This window comes from Kitasatospora sp. NPDC023176 (assembly GCF_055560495.1).
The window spans coordinates 52,703-71,678 of the sequence record NZ_JBVHIP010000003.1; the positions used below are offsets into that span (position 1 = coordinate 52,703).

The 18,976-nt window shown below is 72.7% G+C and carries 19 protein-coding genes; 7 read left to right on the forward strand and 12 right to left on the reverse strand.

The genetic code is table 11. From position 1 onward, the window contains the following. Window positions 1-14: 14 nt before the first annotated feature. Entirely contained in the window at window positions 15-212 is a 198-nt protein-coding gene (locus ACZ3YL_RS06130) for a ferredoxin (RefSeq protein WP_188303553.1), read from the forward strand. A gap of 8 nt (window positions 213-220) precedes the next feature. Continuing rightward, window positions 221-1,123, forward strand: a complete 903-nt coding sequence (locus ACZ3YL_RS06135) for a hypothetical protein (protein ID WP_465655790.1) — start codon at window positions 221-223, stop codon at window positions 1,121-1,123. 69 nt (window positions 1,124-1,192) lie between these two features. Here ACZ3YL_RS06135 and ACZ3YL_RS06140 read toward each other — a convergent pair whose 3' ends face one another. The 3 genes from ACZ3YL_RS06140 to ACZ3YL_RS06150 all read right to left on the reverse strand — a co-directional run bounded on the left by ACZ3YL_RS06140 (window position 1,193) and on the right by ACZ3YL_RS06150 (window position 5,103). Further along, entirely contained in the window at window positions 1,193-3,097 is a 1,905-nt protein-coding gene (locus ACZ3YL_RS06140; RefSeq protein WP_465655792.1) for a condensation domain-containing protein, read from the reverse strand. A gap of 45 nt (window positions 3,098-3,142) precedes the next feature. After that, the gene (locus ACZ3YL_RS06145; RefSeq protein ID WP_188303556.1) at window positions 3,143-4,186 is read right to left on the reverse strand and encodes an LLM class flavin-dependent oxidoreductase; all 1,044 of its coding nucleotides are present in this window, start codon (window positions 4,184-4,186) and stop codon (window positions 3,143-3,145) included. A 170-nt stretch (window positions 4,187-4,356) separates the two neighbouring features. After that, window positions 4,357-5,103, reverse strand: coding sequence for an O-methyltransferase (locus ACZ3YL_RS06150; RefSeq protein ID WP_188303557.1), 747 nt, complete (start codon window positions 5,101-5,103; stop codon window positions 4,357-4,359). Between the two features lie 614 nt (window positions 5,104-5,717). Here ACZ3YL_RS06150 and ACZ3YL_RS06155 point away from each other — a divergent pair. Then, window positions 5,718-6,044, forward strand: coding sequence for a hypothetical protein (locus tag ACZ3YL_RS06155; protein WP_465655794.1), 327 nt, complete (start codon window positions 5,718-5,720; stop codon window positions 6,042-6,044). A gap of 42 nt (window positions 6,045-6,086) precedes the next feature. Here the strand turns inward: ACZ3YL_RS06155 and ACZ3YL_RS06160 are convergent, their stop codons facing one another. Then, window positions 6,087-6,989 carry an alpha/beta fold hydrolase gene (locus tag ACZ3YL_RS06160; RefSeq protein WP_465655796.1) on the reverse strand — a complete coding sequence of 301 codons (903 nt, stop codon included), beginning with the start codon at window positions 6,987-6,989 and terminating at the stop codon, window positions 6,087-6,089. 57 nt (window positions 6,990-7,046) lie between these two features. Here ACZ3YL_RS06160 and ACZ3YL_RS06165 point away from each other — a divergent pair, with 57 nt between their 5' ends. Beyond that, on the forward strand, window positions 7,047-7,628 hold the full coding sequence (locus ACZ3YL_RS06165; protein ID WP_188303559.1) for a TetR/AcrR family transcriptional regulator: 582 nt from the start codon (window positions 7,047-7,049) through the stop codon (window positions 7,626-7,628). An 18-nt stretch (window positions 7,629-7,646) separates the two neighbouring features. On the opposite strand, the gene ACZ3YL_RS06170 is transcribed toward ACZ3YL_RS06165, so the two are convergent. Genes ACZ3YL_RS06170 through ACZ3YL_RS06180 form a run of 3 tightly spaced genes read right to left on the reverse strand, consistent with a single transcriptional unit; the run spans window position 7,647 to window position 10,015 of the window. Continuing rightward, window positions 7,647-8,894, reverse strand: coding sequence for an MFS transporter (locus tag ACZ3YL_RS06170; RefSeq protein WP_465655798.1), 1,248 nt, complete (start codon window positions 8,892-8,894; stop codon window positions 7,647-7,649). A gap of 40 nt (window positions 8,895-8,934) precedes the next feature. Next, window positions 8,935-9,150 (reverse strand): DUF397 domain-containing protein, encoded by a 216-nt coding sequence (locus ACZ3YL_RS06175; RefSeq protein ID WP_465655800.1) that lies wholly within the window; start codon window positions 9,148-9,150, stop codon window positions 8,935-8,937. A gap of 13 nt (window positions 9,151-9,163) precedes the next feature. After that, window positions 9,164-10,015, reverse strand: a complete 852-nt coding sequence (locus ACZ3YL_RS06180; protein WP_465655802.1) for a helix-turn-helix domain-containing protein — start codon at window positions 10,013-10,015, stop codon at window positions 9,164-9,166. A gap of 177 nt (window positions 10,016-10,192) precedes the next feature. On the opposite strand from ACZ3YL_RS06180, the gene ACZ3YL_RS06185 reads away from it, so the two are divergent. Then, entirely contained in the window at window positions 10,193-10,507 is a 315-nt protein-coding gene (locus tag ACZ3YL_RS06185; RefSeq protein WP_465655804.1) for a hypothetical protein, read from the forward strand. Window positions 10,508-10,594: 87 nt separating this feature from the next. On the opposite strand, the gene ACZ3YL_RS06190 is transcribed toward ACZ3YL_RS06185, so the two are convergent. After that, window positions 10,595-11,101, reverse strand: a complete 507-nt coding sequence (locus ACZ3YL_RS06190; protein ID WP_465655805.1) for an ArsR/SmtB family transcription factor — start codon at window positions 11,099-11,101, stop codon at window positions 10,595-10,597. 57 nt (window positions 11,102-11,158) lie between these two features. Between ACZ3YL_RS06190 and ACZ3YL_RS06195 the strand changes: the two genes are divergently transcribed. Next, window positions 11,159-12,070 carry a S41 family peptidase gene (locus ACZ3YL_RS06195; RefSeq protein ID WP_465655807.1) on the forward strand — a complete coding sequence of 304 codons (912 nt, stop codon included), beginning with the start codon at window positions 11,159-11,161 and terminating at the stop codon, window positions 12,068-12,070. Between the two features lie 145 nt (window positions 12,071-12,215). On the opposite strand, the gene ACZ3YL_RS06200 is transcribed toward ACZ3YL_RS06195, so the two are convergent. The 3 genes from ACZ3YL_RS06200 to ACZ3YL_RS06210 all read right to left on the reverse strand — a co-directional run bounded on the left by ACZ3YL_RS06200 (window position 12,216) and on the right by ACZ3YL_RS06210 (window position 15,822). After that, the gene (locus ACZ3YL_RS06200) at window positions 12,216-13,010 is read right to left on the reverse strand and encodes an MBL fold metallo-hydrolase (protein ID WP_465655809.1); all 795 of its coding nucleotides are present in this window, start codon (window positions 13,008-13,010) and stop codon (window positions 12,216-12,218) included. 112 nt (window positions 13,011-13,122) lie between these two features. Then, window positions 13,123-14,724: a purple acid phosphatase family protein gene (locus tag ACZ3YL_RS06205; RefSeq protein WP_465655811.1), complete on the reverse strand. Its 1,602-nt coding sequence runs from the start codon at window positions 14,722-14,724 to the stop codon at window positions 13,123-13,125. A 240-nt stretch (window positions 14,725-14,964) separates the two neighbouring features. Further along, complete coding sequence (locus tag ACZ3YL_RS06210) at window positions 14,965-15,822, reverse strand: S-methyl-5'-thioadenosine phosphorylase (RefSeq protein WP_465655813.1); 858 nt, start codon at window positions 15,820-15,822, stop codon at window positions 14,965-14,967. 222 nt (window positions 15,823-16,044) lie between these two features. Here ACZ3YL_RS06210 and ACZ3YL_RS06215 point away from each other — a divergent pair, with 222 nt between their 5' ends. Beyond that, complete coding sequence (locus ACZ3YL_RS06215; protein WP_188307801.1) at window positions 16,045-16,698, forward strand: transglycosylase family protein; 654 nt, start codon at window positions 16,045-16,047, stop codon at window positions 16,696-16,698. Between the two features lie 86 nt (window positions 16,699-16,784). Here ACZ3YL_RS06215 and ACZ3YL_RS06220 read toward each other — a convergent pair whose 3' ends face one another. Beyond that, window positions 16,785-18,719, reverse strand: a complete 1,935-nt coding sequence (locus tag ACZ3YL_RS06220; RefSeq protein ID WP_223243011.1) for an APC family permease — start codon at window positions 18,717-18,719, stop codon at window positions 16,785-16,787. Between the last annotated feature and the right edge of the window lie 257 nt (window positions 18,720-18,976).

Consider the following 18,976-nt stretch of genomic DNA (forward strand, 5'->3'; position numbering starts at 1 on the left):
CGCGAGGAGGAAACGTGCACCTCACCGTCGACCCCGGCGTCTGCGTCGGCTCCGGGCAGTGCGCCCTGGCCACGCCCGAGGTCTTCGACCAGGACGACGCGGACGGCACGGTCGTGCTGCTGGACGCCCGGCCGGCCCCGGCGCTGCACGACGCCGTCCGCGACGCCGTCAGGAACTGTCCCGTCCAGGCCATCTCGGCCACCGACCAGTGAGGGGAACCATGCCCGGCACCACCATCTCGGCCATCGGCCACGCCTGCGGCGAGGCCCGCAAGGTGTCCGAACTGGCCGGGACGACGACCGCGGACATCGCTCCGCTGGTCGCGGAGATCGTCCACTTCCGGGAGAGCCGGCAGGAGATCTGGGAGCTGGCGGTGGAGGCCGCCGAGCAGAGCCTCGCCGCCGGTGCCGGCCCGCCCGGCCTGGTGGTCTACGTCAGCGAGAACGACCCCGACACCACCGGCTCGCTGGCCCGGATCACCGACCGGCTCGGCCTGGCCTCGGTGGAGCACCTGGCGCTGTCCGGGCAGGACTGCGGCAACCTCGTCCCGGCTGTCCGGGTGGCCTCCGACGCGCTGGCCGCGGGCCGCTGCGAACGCGTCCTGCTGGTGCTCGCCGACCGGACGGCGGACCGGCACCGGATCATGGCCAGCGGTCTGTCGGTGTTCAGCGACGGCGCGGCCGCCTGCCTGCTCACCACCGGTCCCGAGCCGGCCGGCCCCCGGTTCCGGGTGGCGGCGACCGGCACCCGGACGGCCGTGCGGCCGGCCGCCGTCGACCCGGCCGAGGACGGCATCCTCTCCACCGTCCGGCTCGCCTCGGAGGGCGTCGCCGCACTGCTGGACGGGCTCGGCCGCGGCCGCGAGGACTTCCGGCACGTGGTGCTGCCGAACTACCGCCCGGCGGCGCAGAAGTTCCTGCTGGCGGCGATGCGGATGCCCGCGGACAAGCTGCTGCTCGGCCCGGTCACCGAACTCGGGCACTGCTTCTCGGCCGACCTCCTGATCACCCTGCAACGGCGCGCCGCGGCCGGTGAACTCGCCCCCGGCGAGCTCCTGTTGGCCGCGGTGAGCGGGCCGTACTCCTGGTCCACGATGGCACTGGAGTACGCCGACGGCCGGTAGTCCGGCGCCCGAACCGGCCTCGAACTCCCCTCCAGGAACAGGGAGTTCGAGGCCGCTCGGCGTCACGACTCAGAGCGGGTGGCCGGCCGACTCCCGGACCAGCGCCCGGGCGAGGGTGCGCAGGGTGCACGGCGAGTCGAAGTGCCAGCGCCGCAGGCCGGTCAGGCCGCGGCGGCGCAGGCTCTCCACCACCGAGGGCGCCAGGATCGCCCGGCCGCCGGCCGCCGTGTAGGTGAGCGCCAGGGTGGCCGGTTCGAGGCCCTGGGTCTCCCACAGGGCCGCCAGCAGCTCCCGCTCCGGCTCGGTCTCCGCGCCGAGCACCGGCAGGGCGTGGCCCGGCACCCAGTCGGCGCCCTCGGCGAGGTCCGCCAGGCCGCGCCCGGTGGCCCGGGTCTTGGAGGCGTCGGTGAGCCGGTAGCGGTGCGGGGCGACCAGGTCGACGCTGTCGTGCAGCAGCGACCGGACGTGCTCGTGCACGTCGAACAGACAGGCCGACTCGTCCAGGGCCAGCTGCGCCACGATCTCGTCGGCCTCCACCGTCACCGCGGCGTCGAGCACCCCCGGGACGGCGCCGACCACCCGGGCGACGGCGCCCAGGTCGACCCAGGCCCCCTGCACCAGCAGCGAGTCCGTGGCCAGCCGGTAGCCCTCGGGCAGGATCGCGCGGGCGCCGAGCAGCGGCTCGTCCGGCTGTTCGTCGATCAACCGGATGAACCGGGGCAGCAGTTCACCCATGGTGTGGATGAGCGGCGCGGGGAACATCACGGTGTCGATGTCGAAGTCGACCGAAACCGTGGCGTCGTCGACGTAGACCCACAGGGCGGTGGTCCAGTGGCTGTCGTCCGGGCGCCACTCGTCGGTGCGGGTCACCTCCACCGGCGCCCCGCCGCGCTCCCCGTCCGGGGCGCTCTCCCCGGGCTGCGAGGGCCCCTGGAAGTTGAAGTACAGCCCCCGTACGGTCGCCACCCCGCGCCGCTCCGCGAGGCGCGCCCGGGAGTCCAGCGAACGCATGCCCAGGCGCAGGTCCTCGGCGTAGACCCGCAGCAGGGTGGCGGAGGCGTCGGCCAGGGACTCGGCGAAGGTGCGGTCCTCGGCGAAGTCCAGCACCACCTCGACCGTCCGGGCGAGGTCGTCGATGCTGTCGTCGGTGGGCAGCCGGTGGCCGGCGGCGTTGCCGAACATGATCCGGGGGATCCCGGAGTGGCGCGAGAACAGCCAGCCGAGGGCGTGCATCAGGACCATCGCCCGGGACACCCGGTGCCGCCGGCAGATCCGGTCGATGATCGGCAGCAGGCCGGCGTACCTGGTCGAGGAGATCACGAACCGCGGCCCGTCCGTCTCCCGTTCCGCGGCGGGCACCAGCAGTTGGGGCACCAGGCCGCGCGGGTCGGGGCTGTGGTCCTCCCGCTCGGGCGCGTGGGAGTGCACCTTGTCGGCGGCCACCCGGTCGAGCGGGTGGGTGATCCGCAGCCGCGGTTCCTCCGTGCCCCGGCAGAGCGCCAGGAACTGCTCCCGGAGGTTCTGGGTGCCCGAGCCGTCGATGATGACGTGCTCGAAGATCAGGGCCAGCGCCCGGACTTCGCCGTCCTCCACGAACAGCCGCGCGGACCAGGGCGGCCGCATCAGGATCGAGCCGCCGACCAGCGGGTGCACCCCGGCCAGGTCGCCGAACTCGTCCAGGGTGTCCAGATCGGCGACGGACACCGGCAGCCGCAGGCCCTCCATGCCGTAGACCAGTTGGACCGGCAGGTTGTCCGGGCCCAGCGCGATCGCGGTCCGGAGGCTCTCGTGCCGTTCCACGAGCACCGTCAGGGCCTCGGTCGCCGTGTCGACGGAGATCCCGGGCGGGAGCTCCCACAGCTTGGACCAGGCGATGTCGAACGCGCCCTGTTCCCGCCAGTAGATCCTCAGCCACCAGCGGGTCTGCAGCGTGGTGAGGGGGCCGCTTCGCTCCACCAGACTCAACTTCTCCACACCTCCATGAACCGTTCGCGGGGCGCGGCCTCGGTCGGGCCGGCCTCAGGACTCCGGCGTGCCGGTCTCCCGCCGGGCCGCCCGGACGGCGGCGTTGATGTCCTCGTAGTCGTCCTCGTAACTGCCGTTCAGGAGCACGTGGCCCACGCCGGCGCGCAGGTAGTCGGCGAGCCGGGCGCCCACCTCCTCGTAGTCCCCCACCAGGAAGGGGGCGCTGGCCCGGCCGCTGCGGAAGGCCCCCAGCCAGTACGGGTCCGGGGCGGATCCGGGGGGCCGCTCCGGCTCCTCGGCCACCGCGTGCACGGCCATCTGCCGCGACCACGCGTTCTGCGAGACGGTCTTGAGCAGCGTCTCCTGCCGGCCCTGCCAGGACTCCGGGAACCGCTTGCCGGCCGTCGCCCAGGCCTCCTCCGCGACGGGCTTGGCGAGGATGCCGATCCGGATCCCGATCTCGCCGGTGTAGCCGTCGGCCAGCAGCGGCTCCAGGAAGGTCTCCTCCCACTCCGGGAAGCGCGCGGGGTGGGTGACCACCACGTCGGCGATCTCCCGGGCCACGCCGAGGCTGGCGGGCGAGGAGCCGGCCACGAACAGCTTGCAGCGGGACAGCACCTCGGGCCTCGGCTCCAGGCTGAACCGCTCGAAAGCGTAGTAGGTGCCCCGGGTGTCGACCTCCTCGCCGTGCAGCAGCGCCCGCAGCACCCGGCCGTACTCGCGCATCCGCTCGTAACGCTCGTCGTGGGTCAAGTGGTCGCCGGTGCGCCGCAGTTCGTCGTCCCGGGCGCCGGCCACCAGGTTGAAGTGCACCGGGCGGCCGTACAGCGCGGCATACGCCGCCGCCATCGCCGCGGCGGTGTGCGGGGGCACCGAGGACGGCTGGACGGCGATCAGCGGGACGAGTCCGCCGGTGACCGATCCCAGGTAGCCGGCCACCAGCCAGGGGTCCACCTCGTGGAGGTTGTGCGGAACGAGGATGCCGCCCCAGCCCGCGCGCTCGCAGGCCGTGGCGGTCTCCCGTACCCGGGTGAGGAAGTCCTGTGCGAGCACCTGGTGCTCACTCGTCGATTCCGGAGTGACCGAGTAGAGCTGCACGATCGCCGCCTTCGATGCCGTCCGCGGAACCGTTGCCGCGGTTCAGGGTGGTCACCATGGGGTGGGCCGGTGGGTGTGCCGGGCTTCGCGCCCTCGGGCGCTGGTCCTGGGGCGCTGGTCCTCGGGCGCTGGCCCTCGGAGGCTGGTCCTGGGGCGCTGGTCCTCGGGCGCTAGCCGATGCCGAGGACGCCGGTCGGGTCGTTGCTGCTGCCCTGCGGCCGGAGGTCCTCAGGGTCCACGTAGTCGCGGACGCGGCGGATCAGGGTCGTGCTGTTCTGGCCGAACCGGTGCGGCTCGCGGAGGCTGGTGATCTCCAGCCGGCCGCCCTCCCGGCCCCGGAGGGATTCCAGGTAGCGCAGCACCGCGCGGCCCTCCGGGTAGGTCATCAGGTAGTGGGCGGCGAAGAACCCGCCGGCCGGGTTGATGAGGTCCCAGTACTCGCGGACGAAGGCGAGGGTGTCCCAGGTGTCGATCCAGGCGAAGTCGACCAGGCCGAAGGCGTCCCGGACCTTGTCGGCCGAACCGCGCAGGTCGCCCTCGATGATCCGGCAGACGCCGGACAACTGCAGCTCGTCCATGACCTTGAGCGCCCGGGGGGCGGAGGAGGTCGGGTCCGTCATCCGGTCGATGCAGATGAGCTCGGGCTCATAGGGCTCGTCGTAGTAGGCGGCGTGGGCGAGCGGCTGGACCTCGGCGGCCTCCGGGCTGCCGAGCAGGGCCCGCTCCGCCTCCCAGGACTCCTTGTTGTCCTTGAGGGCCTTGGCCAGGAAGGGGGTGGTGTACCCCATGCCCACTTCCAGGACGCGCTGCGGCCGCAGCGTCCGGATCAGCCAGTAGAGCAGCGGGGCGGTGGAGTCGGTTCCCATCTCGGGGACTTGGAGGGACTTCACGGTCGCGGCGAACGCGTCATCAATCATGAAACACCTACCGTCGGTTGCCCTGTGCGGGGGGAGGGAGTGAGGTGGATTGACCTTCGGACTGTAGCAGTCGACCCAGGCACCCCGAGGGCGGAAACGGCACACATGGTTCACATACGGCTTGATCGAGCCACATCAAGCCGAATTGACATCCCGTCAGGCATTCCGACCACCCCGCCACTCCCGTACCGCCGGTCGGAGCCATACCGACCAGGTCAGCACCGAGCACGCCAAGTAGGCCACCAGGAAGGCGAGATACGCGGTGTCACCGTTGGGACTGGAGAGGCGATCCGCACCCCGCTCCGGGTGGTTCGCGCGCTCCGGCCCGAACTCCCCCTCCGGTGCCACTTCCTGGGCCTCGCGCAACCGTCCCTCGACCAGTCCCTGGCCCGACGCGCGGGCACCCGACCGGTCCTGAGCCCGCGGCTGCTCGGCACCGGATGCCACCACCGGGTCGGCCTGCCCGCCGCGCTCACCTCGCCCCGCCCTCGGCCCCCAGCCGCTACTCGCCGACGCCGCCCGCACCGCACGGCTCCTCGCCACCCGCTTCGGCCGCCCCGCGCCCGTACGCGGTCGTCGCCCTTCTCTCCGTTCTCTCCGTTCTCGCCCCGGCCGTGCGCCCCCCGCCGACGGGCGCACCGTTGAAGGTGCTGGTCGACGGGGAGCCGGTCGGCACCCTCGTGGTGACCATCGAGGTGGTCTTCGATCTCCAGGGGATCGTGGTCGTCGTCCGCCGGGGCAGGATCGTCGCGGTACGGGCAGGTCACTGCACGGCCACGGCGACGCTGGCCGTCGAACAGATCACGGTGGCGAGCCGTCAGGGGCAGTTCGACCTGCCGGGCGGGGTGCGGTGGCGCAGGGGCATGCAGCTGCGGCCCTGCCCGCCGCCCCCGCCCGGCTCACCGGCCGACCGGCCGACCGGCCGACCGGCTGACGGCTGACGGCTGACCGCTGACGGCTGACCGGCCAGGAAGGCAGCCGGCCTACTCCACCCGCCGCTCCCGCCCGACCGCGCCGATGAAGCCCAACAGCCGCTCGTTCACCAGCTCCGGCTGCTCCAGGTTCAGCCCGTGCCCGGCCCGGTCCACGATCTCCGCCCGCACGCCCGGGATCAGCCCGGTCACCCGCTCCACCACCTGACGCGGCCGCAGCAGCGCGCTGCGCCGGCCCACCAGCACCAGCACCGGCAGCTCGATCGAGCCCAGCTCCTCGTCCGTGAACGGCCGGGCCGGCGGGCGGCTGGACGGCTTGTAGCTGCGCATGGCGAGCATCAGCGGGGCGATCATCTCGCGCGGCGCGCTGAGCGCCGGGTTCGCCAGCAGCCGCCCGACCGCCGGGCGCAGCGGTCGCGGAGCCAGCATGCCGAACAGCCCGCCGATCATGTGGGCGTAGAACCGCGCGGGCACCTTCTCGATGCCGCCCGGGTCCAGCGGCGCGACGGAGGCCAGCCGCTCCGGCCCGTGGACGGCCTGGTTGAGCGCCAGCCAGCCGCCGTACGAGACCCCGACCAGGTGCACCCGCTCCAGCCCGAGCCCGGCCAGCACCTCCCCCAGCCACGCCGCGTTCTCCGGCGACCCGGCCGCGACGGCGCGCTGCACGCTGCGGCCGGGGTCGTCCAGGGTGTCGATCGCGTACACCGGGTGGTGCTCGCCGAGGGCGGCGATCTGCGGGTACCAGTTGGACGGGTGCCCGGCGTGGCCGTGCAGCAGCACGATCGGCTCACCCTCGGTGGGCCCGTAGTGGTGGACGTGGACGGTGCCGTAGCCGGTCTCGACGTCCAGCTCCCGGCGCGGGCTCGGCCAGAGCCCCATCGCCCGGTCGTACGCATCGAGGAACTTCGTCCGGGCCGCCTCGCTGGCGAAGTGTCCGACGCTGGTCCTGGTCATGATCCCTCCCGGTTTTGATGGTATGGTTGTACCACAAAAACATCCGGAAGGAACCCGATGCCCAAGCTGGTCGATCACGAGGAGCGACGGGCCCACATCATCGACGCCCTGCTCCGCTCGGCGGCGAACAACGGCCTCCACTCCGTCACCATGCGCTCCGTGGCCGCCGAGGCCGGCATCTCCGTCCGGCTGGTCCAGTACTACTTCGACACCAAGGAACAGCTGCTCCTGGCCGCCATGACCCGCCTCGCCACCCGCATGGGCGAACGCGTCCAGCACCGGGTCCGGGCGAGCGGCGCCGGCACCGACCCGCGCCGCATCATCGAGGCCGTACTGCTCGAAGCCGTCCCCACCGACGAGGAGAGCCGGGCCTTCCACCTCATCTACACCGAGTACGCCGTACTCTCCGTCACCGACCCCGCCCTCGCCGGCCGGTCCTTCCTCGCCGCCCCCGACGAGATGGAAGCCTTCCTCACCGCCCACCTCACCGCCGCCGGCGCCGCCGACCCGCGCCAGGAGGCCGTCATCCTGCTGGCCGTCTCCGCCGGCCTCGGCCTCAGCGTCCTCCTCCACCAGCGGACGGCCGAGGACGCCACCGCCGTCCTGCGGTACCACCTGGGCCGCCTCTTCCCCGGCTAGGCATCCGGGGCACCGGAGTCACGGCGTGGACGTCACTCCGGCTTCGGCGGCGGCTTCGGAGCCCGGTGCCGTCGGGCGGGTGCGCTCGGCCCAGGCGGCCACCGGCGGGCCGGCGGCGCCCAGGGCGGCGAAGAAGACGCCGAGGAGCAGCCAGCCCGGGCTTCCGAGGGTGAGCACCGCCCCGGTGAGGATCACCGGGGCGAGGGCCTGGCCCGCGCCGAAGCCGATGCCGAACAGGCCCTGGTACTGCCCCTGGGCGTGGTCGGGCGCCAGGCCGAAGCCGAGCGCGTAGCCGGCCGAGGACTCCCACACCTCCCCGACGCTGTGCACGCACACCGCGAGGACGGCCAGCACCGGCGCGACCCAGGCGGGCACCTCGGCCGTCAGCGCCATCAGCGGGCAGCTGACCAGGAACAGCAGCCCGGCCAGCCGGAACGCCCGCCCGCCCTGCCGCGGGGTCTCCACCCCGGCGCCGAGCCGGCTCTGCAGCAGCGCGCAGACGCCGCTGTTGGTCGCGTAGACCGCCGCCACCGTCCAGCGCGGGGCGTCGGTGTGGGCGCTCAGCCAGATCGGCAGCAGCAGCGAGACGGTCTGGTACTGCAGCCCGATGGCGCTGTACAGCGCCACGAAGGACACGTACGGCCGGTCGGCCAGCACCGACCACCGCCGGTGCTCCGCGGGCCGGGGCAGCGGACGGTAGTTCGGGACGGCCAGGAACGCGATCAGTCCCGCACCGGCGAAGCTGGCGGCGTTGGCGAGGATCAGCGCGGTGTAGGCGGCGCGGGTGTCCAGCTGGATGGCGACGGCCGCGCCCAGGGTGCCCGCGACCACGCCGAGGTTGACGAAGGTACGGAGCCTGGCCCGGAACGCCGCCGGCTGCTCCCCGCCGACCCGAGCGATCAGCGCCCCGCCCGCCGCGCCGGCCGCGGTGGCGGCCAGCCGGTCCAGGGTGGCGACGAGGGCGAACGCGAGCCAGCCGTCGATGAGCACGAAGGCCGCCATCGTCACCGCCTGCACGGCCAGCGCCGTCAGCCACACCGTGCGCGGCCCGTACCGGTCGGCCAGGTTCCCCGCCGGTATGCCCGCGGCCAGGCCGCACAGCCCGGCGATCGTCAGCCCGACCCCGACCTGGGTGGCGGGCAGGTGCACCACCAGCGTGAAGTAGAGGATGGCCGCGGTGTTGAACAGCCCGTTGCCGACCCTGCTGACGAAACTCGCGGCGATCAGTGCCCGCTGCGCACCCGCCCCCGTCCCCCTCCTGATCATGACAAGCAGGCTAACAGAGGCCCCTCCTGACCTCCCACGATCAATCCCGGTGCGGCGTACGGCCGATGAGGTGGTCGAACTCCCCCGCCTTGACGCCGCGAAGGAAGGCTCGGAGCCCGTCCGGCGAGGTGGTGATGATGACGTCAGGCTCGTCACTCTCGCGGATCCTGACGCCGCCGTCGGCAGCTCCTGCCAGGTAGATGCAGTTGGCGGTGTCGCCGCTGTACGAGGACTTCTGCCAGCTCTGAACGGCCATGATTGTTCCCGTCTCACATGCTCTGGGCGATACGGCGGACGAGGTCGCGGGAGGCGTCCGGTTTGAGCGCGCTCGCCTCCAACCGGTCCAGGACGGCTCGATACTTGATCAGCTGCGGCTCGGTGTCAATGAACTCGAATCGGTCCCCATCGACCTGCACGCAGTCCAGCCGTGCGACCTCGGCGGCGAAGTACACGATCCCGGCGCCGGAGCTGGGGAAGCTGCCGGTGCCGAACGGGATGACCCGCAAGTCGATGTGCGGGTACTCGCTCATGGTCAGTAGGTATTCCAGCTGATCCCGGGCCACGTCCGGACCACCGAATCCCATCCGCAAAGCGGTCTCGTGGACGACGGCCGTCAACGGAATCGCCTGCTCGCCGTACAACACCGCCTGCCGTTTGATGCGATGGGAAACAAGGTGTTCCACCTCGGGCGGCGACAGGGGAGGCACTACGTCCCGGAAGAGCGCGCGAGCGTGCTCAGCGGTCTGGAGCAGGCCGGGGATGTGAACCACCGTGGCGATCCGCATCGATCGCGTGTGGTGCTCGACCTCCGCCAGGTCGAGCGCTCCGGCCGGGAGGATCTCGCGGTACTCCTCCCACCAGCCCCGGGTGCGGCCGCCGGTCATGCGGGTCAGCGCCTCGATCAGGGCATCGTCCGCGCACCCGTAGAGGCGCGCCAGGGCCCGCACCCGGTCGGCGCTGACGGGGTACCCGCCGGATTCGATGTTGCTGATCCGGGACTGCTGGGTGCCGTGCAACTCCCCGGCCCGCGTGACCGACAACCCTGCCTGTTCGCGCAGCCGGCGCAGCTCCGCGCCGAGCCGTCGCTGCCGGATGCTCGGCGGAATCTTGCTGGGCGGCATCCGATGTTCCTTTCCCTGCTCGCCCTTCACTCCATGGAGTGGAAGTGCCATGAATCTCTTGATGACGGTGGACTACATACTACCGACTCGCTACTTTTGACCCTGCGTCAGCTGACGTTCCACCGCCCGCGCCGGCGCCGGTGGGGCGTCCAACTCCCCTTCACGTAGGAGACTTCCATGACCGCTGCGCCCTCGCCAAACCCCCACATCCCCTTCGACCAGGAGCTGTACGCTCTCGTGCTCGACACCGCACCCCGGCTCTTCGCCGTCGTCCAGGTGTGCGACGAGGGCCACCCGGACGCCGACGGATGGGTCGTGGCCTGGGGGCTCGCCGACCACGCCGGGTCGACGCACGTGATCAGCACCGACGGCCGGGCGCGCCTGACCCTCGCCTCACCCGAGCGCGCCCTGCGTCACTACCCCCAGCAGCCGGGGATCACCACCCGCCTGATCTGGCTCACCCAACCCACCACCGCCGCCCGAGCCGCCTGACCCCGGCCGCTGCACAGGAAGTCGGCCCGTCCGACTCCCTGTGCAGAGGCCGGGACACTCGTCGTCCCGTTCCGCTGCGGCCCCGGCCTACGCCCCGGCCTGCTGGTAGAGCGTCACCAGGAGGCCGTGCACCGGCTCGCCCTCCGGATCCTCCTCCGTCTCGTCGACCAGTGCGGCCAGCGCCTCGGCGAGCCGCGCCGCCTTGGCCGGGCTGAGCCGGAGATGGCGCAGGGTCAGGAGGTGGTCGGCGGGTGAGCGGTCCAACTCCTGGGCGACGGCGCCGAACAGCGCGGCCGTACCCTCGGCCTGCGGTTCGGCGACATGGAGTCGCTCGGCGGTCCGCCGGTAGTACTTCTCGGTGCCGCCGCGCACCCGTCGCGTTCCCGCGGCCTGGACGACCCCCGCCTCGCACAGGACCCTGAGGTGGTGGGAGACGCTGCCCTTGTTCGCTCCCAGCTGTGCGGCGAGCCGGCTGATCGTCGACGGCCGGGTGCTCAGGGCGAAGAGCAGGCGCTGGCGCAGGGGGTGGGCGAGGGCGGTGTGCTGCCGGGGCGTGCTGATCTGCTGGACGCTCTCGTCCGGTTGGTGGCTCACCAGATCAAGCGTTAAGTACGTTTGACGCTTTGGCAAGCCGCTGGTCTACTCCCTCCCATGACCTCCACCACATCGTCACCCGCGCTGGACACCGTCGCCGTCGTCGAGTCGATCGCCGAGCTGGTCCACGAGAACTACGTCTTCCCCGATGCCGCCCGGCAACTGGCGGCCCTGCTGCGGCGCCGGAGTGCCGAGGGCTCCTACCGGGCCGAATCCGCCGAGGAGCTGGCGGAAGCGGTCACCGCGGACCTGCGGTCCGTCAACGGCGACCTGCACCTGGCCCTCAAGCACCACGCCGTGCCGGTGCCGCGTGAGCGGGGCGCGGCGGTACTCGCCGCGATGCGGAGGGACTTCGACGCCTCACTGAGCGGGGTTCCGCGCGTGGAACTCCTGGACCGCGGCGTCGCGGTCCTGGAGATCGGGCCCAAGACGTTCCCGCTGGACTGGGCGGCGCAGCCGCTGGCCGCGGCGCTCTCCCTGGTGGCCCCCGCCCGCGCCCTGATCCTGGACCTGCGCCGCAACACCGGTGGCGACCCGGACACGGTCGCCTTCATCTGCGGCTACCTGCTCGACGGCCGCACCCACCTCAACACCATGCTCTCGCGGCAGGGGGAGGTGGCCAAGCAGTCCTGGACGCCCCCGTACGTACCGGGCGCCCGCTTCGGCGCCGGCAAGCCGCTCTACGTGCTGACGAGTGGAAACACCTTCTCCGCGGCCGAGGAACTCGCCTACGACCTGCAGCAGCTCGGGCGCGCCGAGGTCGTCGGGGAGGCCACCCGGGGCGGCGCGCACCCGCGCGACGGCTGGACGGTGCACCCGCACCTGGAGCTCAGCGTGCCCGTAGCCCGCGCGGTCAACCCGGTCTCGGGCACCAACTGGGAGGGCACCGGCGTCCGGCCCGACGTGCCGTGCGACGCCGAGGCGGCGCTCGACCGCGCGCTGTCCCTGGCCGTGGCGCGCCTGACCTGAGCCCTCGTCCGGATTCCGCGCCTGCGCAGGCGCTCGCGGACGGCGCGTGCCGCGGCAGATCTTCGTGGTGGAGCAGTCCGCCGAGCGCAGGAGCGCGGCCGAGGTGTCCGTGCGGGCCACCGGCCCGTGAGGTGAAGCCGAGGCGCTAGACGGCGACGAAGCGGCGGTTGCCGTCCGCCGCGAGGATGCGGCCGAAGCGCATGCCGGGGAAGTGGGCGGCGACCAGGAGGTCGTCGGTGTCGGCGGCCGCGTCGGCGATACGGTTGCGGGCGGCGGAGGCGGCGACGGGGTCGACGTCCCAGATGACCTGCCAGTCGCGTTCGCTGAACTGGACGACGGAGTGGGCGACGTCGCCGAGCAGCAGCGCGCGGCGGCCACCGCTGGAGACCACGTAGACGGTGGTGCCGGGGGTGTGGCCGGGGACGTGCAGGGCGTCGATGCCGGGAGCGAGGGTGAAGTCGGCGTCGAACAGCTCCAGTTGACCCTCGATCGGAGTGAGCTTGGCGACGGCTTCGGGTCGCGCCGCGTCACCGGTCACGAAGTGCCGCCAGTCGGCCCGGTGGGCGCGGTAGGTGGCGCGGGGGAAGACCGGGCGGCCGTCGACGGCGGCCCAGCCGATGTGGTCGAAGTGGAGGTGGGTGAAGACCACGTCGGTCACGTCGTCGGGGGTGACGCCGTGGGTGGCGAGGGAGTCGAGCAGGAGGCCGCCGCGGTAGTTGCCGTCGTCGTAGGGCCCGACTCCGGCGTCGACCAGGACGGTCCGCTCGCCGCTGCGCACGAGGAAGCCGCCGAGGGGCAGGCCGAGGGTGCCGTCCGGCTCGCGGTGGTGCCCGTGGCAGGCCCACGGGTCGGCGACGCCGGGGCGGGTGAGGATCTCGGCGGCGACTTCGGTGCCCGTTCCGTCCGCGATCGCCAGGACTTCGATGTCGCCGATGTTCATGTCCACCCTTCCGTGGCTGTCCTCAGGTCATCGGCTGCAACCGGTCACTACGCCCGGGGATTCCCCCGGGCAAGGGCCCGCCGCGCCGGGCAGCGCAGCGGGCCCTCGGAGGCTACCGCCGGCCGGCGCCGGCCCGCTCCCGGGCGTCGGTGTCCTCGCCCTGGTCGTCGGAGTCCCCCCAGCCGTCGCTGCGGTCCCGGTACAGCGTGAACCGGTCGTACAGCACCGGTGTCGGCAGCGGGTCGGCGGCCGTGGCGGGCACCGAGTGGTAGTAGGAGACGGTGATGGTGGTGCGGCCGCCGGGCAGCTGCCCCGGGTCGACGTCGAACACGGCGACGCCGTACGGGTACTTGGTGTCCGGGTCGGTGACGGCGGACCAGTGGGCCTTCTCCTTGGCGTCCGGGTCGGCCTTGAAGGTGAGGCGCTGGGTGCGGACGGCGGCCTCGCGGACGCCGTCCTGGTCGGCCGGCAGGTAGACGTCGTCGTGGCCCGCCGTGCCGCCGCCGCCGAGGATCAGGTGGACGGTCCCCTGGGAGGTGTCGATCTGCCGCAGGTCGTCGTCGACGACGGCGGGGGTGAGCAGTCCACCGGGCTCGGTGCCGCGGACGGGGTGGGTGCGCTCGTAGTCGTGGTCGTGGCCGGCCAGTACGAGGTCGACCGAGTAGCGGTCGAGCAGCGGGAGCAGCTTCTCGCGGATGCCCATGTCGCCGCCGTGGCTGGCGGCGGAGCTGGACATCGCGAACTGGTGCAGGTTGACCACGATCCAGTCGACCGCACTGCCGCCCCGGGCCCGGGACAGCAGCCGCTCCAGCCAACGGAGTTGGGCGCCTTCGCTGTAGTCGCTGATGTAGATGGACTGCCCGGTGGCCGGGTCGAGGCTGGCATCGTCCTCGACCGCGATCTCGTTGCCGTCGAGGCTGACGAACAGCACCGAACCGACCTGGAAGCCGTACCAGTTGCCGCAGTGGTCGCGGGTGCCGTTGTCGGGCAGTTCGAAGCGGGTCAGGTAGGACGCGTACCCGAGGTCGCCGCCGCCGGCCTCGACCTCGTGGTTGCCGGGGGCGGGCATCCAGGGCCGGTTGGCGGCGGACTTGGCCATGTTGTTCATGAACGCGTTCCAGGCCTGCGGCTGGAGTTGCGGGTTGTTGTTGGCGTACGCGAGGTCGCCGTTGAGCAGGTGGAACAGCGGGGTGAACTGCTCGACCTGGCGGACGGCGGCGGCACCGTGGATGGACGACTTCTGGAACACGTTGTCGCCGGTGCCGAGGTCGCCGAAGCTGGTGAACCGGAAGGCGGCGCGGCCTCGGGCGGGCGCGGTGCGGAAGGTGCCGCGGACGGGCTGGGCGCCGTCGTGGAGCACCTCGTAGACGTAGGTGGTGTCGGGGCGCAGTCCGTCCAGCCGGGCGTGGTGGGTGAAGGTCTCGACCTGGTTGAGCCCGTCGACGTAGCTGCGGCTGTCGGCGTCGACGCTGTGGCCGGCGCCGCCGCGCGGGGTGCCGATGCGGACCCGGGGGCGGCTGACGGAGGCGGCCGTCGCCCAGGACACGGTCATCTGCCGGGAGGGCTCGTTGCCCCACTGGAGGTGGATCTGTTCCGGTCCGGGGGTGCCGGCGACGGCCGGCTGGGTCCACAGCAGGGTGGAGGCGGGCAGCGCGGCGAGCGCGCCGACCGCCGTACCCGTCCGAAGGACCGTTCTGCGCGAAGGGTGTACCACTGCCGCCTCCTGGGCTCCGAGAATCGCCCAGGAGGCTCCCAGCCGGAGCCCACGGTCACACCAAGACGCACCGTGCGGACGGCGAACGGGAGTTGAACGATGGTCCACACCGGTGAATCCGCCGCCCGGCCCGGCCCGGCAGGCCGACAAGCGAGCAGCCGACAGGCGAGCAGGCCGGCAGGCCAACAGGCCGGCAGGCGACCAGGCCAGCGGGCCAACAGGCTAACAGGCCGGTGCCGGTCAGCGGCCCGCAGCCACCCCCGGCAGACCGGTGGCCACCCCGTCCAGCACGTGCGAGCAGACGCAGTCCCGCTCGGCGGGCAGGGCCTCCAGGGCCTTGAACAGCACCGTGCGCAGCCGGTCGACGTTGCCGGAGAAGACCTCCAGTACCTCGGCGTGGGTGACGCCGTCGCCGGTCTCGATGCCGGCGTCGTGGTCGGTGACCAGGGTCAGGGAGCTGTAGCAGAGGCCGAGTTCGCGGGCGAGGACGGCCTCGGGGTGGCCGGTCATGCCGACCACGGACCAGCCGTTGGTGGTGAACCAGCGGGATTCGGCGCGGGTGGAGAAGCGCGGGCCCTCGATCACCACCAGGGTGCCGCCGTCCACCGGCTCCCAGGCCGCCGAGCGCGCCGCCCCCAGCACCGCCCGCCGCCCGGCCGGGCAGTACGGGTCGGCCATCGACACGTGCACCACCCCGGGCAGCGAGCCGTCCGGCAGCGGCCGCCCGTCGTAGAAGGTCTGCACCCGCCCCGAAGTCCGGTCCACGAACTGGTCCGGCACCAGCAGCGTGCCCGGACCGTACTCCTCCCGCAACCCGCCCACCGCACACGGCCCCAACACCTGCCGCACCCCCAGCGAGTGCAACGCCCACAGGTTCGCCCGGTAGTTGATCCGGTGCGGCGGCACCCCGTGCCCACGCCCGTGCCGCGGCAGGAACGCCACCCGACGCCCGGCCACCTCCCCCACGAACACCGCATCGCTCGGCGGCCCGTACGGCGTCTCCACCCGCACCTCCACCACCTCCTCCAGCAACGCGTACAACCCCGAACCACCGATCACACCCAGCTCGGCCCGCGCGGTTCCCTGATCGATTGTCATCGTCCGTCCGTCCCCTTCGTCGAGTGGCGTTGCGGCCACTCTAGGAGGCGGCGGTGGACGGGGGCACGGCCGGATGGCCGCGGGCCGCCGGGGTGGTGCGGCGCGGCCGAGCGGGTGACTCCTCGGTCGTGTCGGCGGCCACGCGCCCCGTCCGGCATGCGTCGGTTGGAACGCGCCGCCTCCGGGCGGTGCACGCCCTGTCCCCGGACCTGAGAGCCGCCCATGCCTGCCACCGCCCACCTCCGCCGCCTCGTCCCCACCGCGCTCTGCGCCCTCGCCGTCGCACTCGCCGCCCCAGCGGCCCACGCCGCACCCCCGGGCGGCGACCGCGGGACCGACCCCGGCGGGAGGTCGGACGGCGGCCGGTTCGACTGGGCCCGGGTGGCGGACTGCGAGAGCGGCGGCAACTGGCACGTCAACAGCGGCAACGGCTACTTCGGCGGCCTCCAGTTCGACCAGCCCACCTGGCGGGAGAACGGCGGCCTCGCCTACGCCCCGCGCGCCGACCTCGCCAGCCGGGAGGAGCAGATGGCCGTCGCCCAGCACCTGGCCGACCGCCGCGGCCTCTCCCCCTGGCCGGTCTGCGGCTCCCGGGCCGCCGGCGGCCACACCCACCAGAGCTCCAGGCCGCACCAGGAGAGCCGCGGCGAGGAGGCCACCCGCCGCCACGAGCGCGACGCCGTCCAGCCCCCGCCCGCCCCGGGCCCGGCCGAGGACGATCGGTGGACCGTCCGCGAGGACGACACCCTGGACCAGCTCGCCGCCACCCTGAACGTCCCCGGCGGCTGGCCGGCGCTGTACGCGCTCAACCGCGACACCATCGGCGAGGACCCGGACCTCATCCAGCCCGGCCTGGTGCTGCGCCTGCCCTCCTGAATCCCCACCCCGCCGCTTCCGGCGGGAACGCCGACGGCCCGCCCGGTCCCCATGGACCGGACGGGCCGTCGCCGTCGGTTCGGCGGTCAGCCGACGTGGACGCGCGGACGCTTGGTGCGGTCCGGCTCCGCCTCGCGCAGCACCTCGCGGGTGACCGGCGCGACCTCGCCCTGCCCGAACAGGATGAACCGCAGGAACTGGGCGAAGGGGTGGCCCTCGGTCCACTCGAAGTACAGGTGCGGCCGCTGCCCGGTGCGGTCCCGGACGGTGAGCGCCAGGGCGGCGATCGCGTTGGGCACGCTGGAGCTCTGCAGGGCGAGCACCCGGTACCGGCCGTGCAGCACCTCGCCGCGCACGGTCAGCTCGGACTCGAAGTCCGAGGCGTCCCGGACGGTCACCTCGACGAAGACCAGGTCGTCCTCGCCCGGGATGTCGTTGTCGGCACGGATCTGCCGGATCTTGTCGCGGTACTCGGCGACGTCCCGGTTGGTCGGCTCGTTGGCGATCAGGCGCAGCGGGCGGTGGGCGTAGTCGCGGATGAACCGCTCGGCCGTCTCGTCCAGCACCACGTCCGTGACGCGCAGCTCGAAGGCGCGCTTGAGCCGGGAGAGCAGCGAGACCAGGATGATGCCGGCGATGAAGCAGGCACCGATCTTGACACCGTCCGGGCGCTCCATGGTGTTGACCACGGTGGTGTACAGGAAGACCGCCGCGATGGCCCCGAAGGCGACGGTCCAGCCGCGCTGGCGCTTCTTGTAGGCGGCGATGGTGACGGCGATGGCCGCCGAGCTGATCAGGACCAGTACGCCGGTGGCGTAGGCGCCGCCCTGGGCGTCGACGTTGGCGTCGAACAGCCAGGTGATCAGGAAGCCGACGATGGTCAGGACGATCACCATCGGGCGCACGGCGCGGGCCCAGTGCGGGGCCATGCCGTAGCGGGGCAGGTAGCGGGGCAGCAGGTTGAGCATGCCCGCCATGGCGGAGGCGCCGGCGAACCACAGGATGGCGATGGTCGACAGGTCGTAGACGCTGCCGAAGGCGCCGCCCAGGTACTCGTGCGCCAGGAAGGCGAGGGCGCGGCCGTTGGCCTGGCCGCCGCTCTCGAACTCCTTGGCCGGGATGAGCAGGGTGCAGATGAAGCTGGTGGCGATCAGGAAGGTGCTCATGATCACGGCGGCGGTGGTGAGCAGCTTGCGGGTGCCGCGGATCCGGCCGACCGGGTTCGTCTCGGTGTCGCCGGCGTCGCCCTTGATGTGCGGCATCACGGCGACGCCGGTCTCGAAGCCGGACATGCCGAGCGCGAGCTTCGGGAAGACGACCAGCGCGACGCCGATCATCACGAAGACGTTGCCGTGCTGGGTGGTCAGCGCGTTGGACCAGTCGGCGACGACGTGCGGCGCCTGGATGATCTTCCAGATGCCGACCGCGACGACCACCACGTTGAGCGTCAGGTAGACCGCGACGAGCCCCACGGCCAGGCCGATCGCCTCGCTGAAGCCCTTGAGGAAGACGGCGCCGAGCAGGGCGACCAGGATCAGCGTGATCACCATCTGCTTGCCGCCGAGGGCACTGGTCAGGTGCGGGTTCTCGACCAGGTGGGCGCTGGCGTCGGCGGCCGAGAGGGTGATCGTGATGATGAAGTCCGTCGCCGCGAAGCCGAGCAGGGCGAGGACGAACAGCTTGCCCTTCCAGAACGACAGCAGCCGCTCCAGCATCGCGATCGAGCCCTCACCGTGCGGGCTCTCCTGGGCGACCCGCCGGTAGACCGGCAGCGCGCCCAGCAGCGTGACGAGCACCAGCACGATCGTGGCGATCGGCGACAGCAGGCCGGCCGCGAGGGCGGCGATGCCCGGCTGGTAGCCGAGCGTCGAGAAGTAGTCCAGACCGGTCAGGCACATCACGCGCCACCACGGCTGGCCCGTGTGCGCAGCGTGATCGGCGTCGGCGGCGGAGTCCCCCGACTCCGCGCTGTCCTCCCGCGCCTTCGCGGCGGCGTCCTTGGCGGCCTTCTCCGGGGACATGTCCTCCAGGAGCCAGCTGCGGAGCCGTATTCGCGCCGACGACGGATCCTCCGTCGTCGCCTCCGTCGAACCCGACGAAACCACCTTGCACCTCTTGATTAAAGACCCCGTAAAAGCGCCGTCGGGCGACGGCAGTGCGCCAGGCTATGCGACCGGCGTTAAGGAGGCGTCATCGGCCCGCGTTAAGAAAACGTCATGGCCGCGCAGGTCGGGACGGGTGGCACGGTGCGGCGGGGCCGGTGCCGAGGCGGTGCGGC

Bases quoted from the DNA above. Each gene is read 5' to 3' on its own strand.
- ACZ3YL_RS06175 (WP_465655800.1), bottom strand. From the start codon at position 9,150: ATGGCCGTTCAGAGCTGGCAGAAGTCCTCGTACAGCGGCGACACCGCC.
- ACZ3YL_RS06220 (WP_223243011.1), bottom strand. From the start codon at position 18,719: ATGTCCCCGGAGAAGGCCGCCAAGGACGCCGCCGCGAAGGCGCGGGAG.
- ACZ3YL_RS06200 (WP_465655809.1), bottom strand. From the start codon at position 13,010: ATGAACATCGGCGACATCGAAGTCCTGGCGATCGCGGACGGAACGGGC.
- ACZ3YL_RS06165 (WP_188303559.1), top strand. From the start codon at position 7,047: ATGCCCAAGCTGGTCGATCACGAGGAGCGACGGGCCCACATCATCGAC.
- ACZ3YL_RS06185 (WP_465655804.1), top strand. From the start codon at position 10,193: ATGACCGCTGCGCCCTCGCCAAACCCCCACATCCCCTTCGACCAGGAG.
- ACZ3YL_RS06170 (WP_465655798.1), bottom strand. From the start codon at position 8,894: ATGATCAGGAGGGGGACGGGGGCGGGTGCGCAGCGGGCACTGATCGCC.
- ACZ3YL_RS06135 (WP_465655790.1), top strand. From the start codon at position 221: ATGCCCGGCACCACCATCTCGGCCATCGGCCACGCCTGCGGCGAGGCC.
- ACZ3YL_RS06195 (WP_465655807.1), top strand. From the start codon at position 11,159: ATGACCTCCACCACATCGTCACCCGCGCTGGACACCGTCGCCGTCGTC.
- ACZ3YL_RS06160 (WP_465655796.1), bottom strand. From the start codon at position 6,989: ATGACCAGGACCAGCGTCGGACACTTCGCCAGCGAGGCGGCCCGGACG.
- ACZ3YL_RS06215 (WP_188307801.1), top strand. From the start codon at position 16,045: ATGCCTGCCACCGCCCACCTCCGCCGCCTCGTCCCCACCGCGCTCTGC.
- ACZ3YL_RS06210 (WP_465655813.1), bottom strand. From the start codon at position 15,822: ATGACAATCGATCAGGGAACCGCGCGGGCCGAGCTGGGTGTGATCGGT.
- ACZ3YL_RS06150 (WP_188303557.1), bottom strand. From the start codon at position 5,103: ATGATTGATGACGCGTTCGCCGCGACCGTGAAGTCCCTCCAAGTCCCC.
- ACZ3YL_RS06180 (WP_465655802.1), bottom strand. From the start codon at position 10,015: ATGCCGCCCAGCAAGATTCCGCCGAGCATCCGGCAGCGACGGCTCGGC.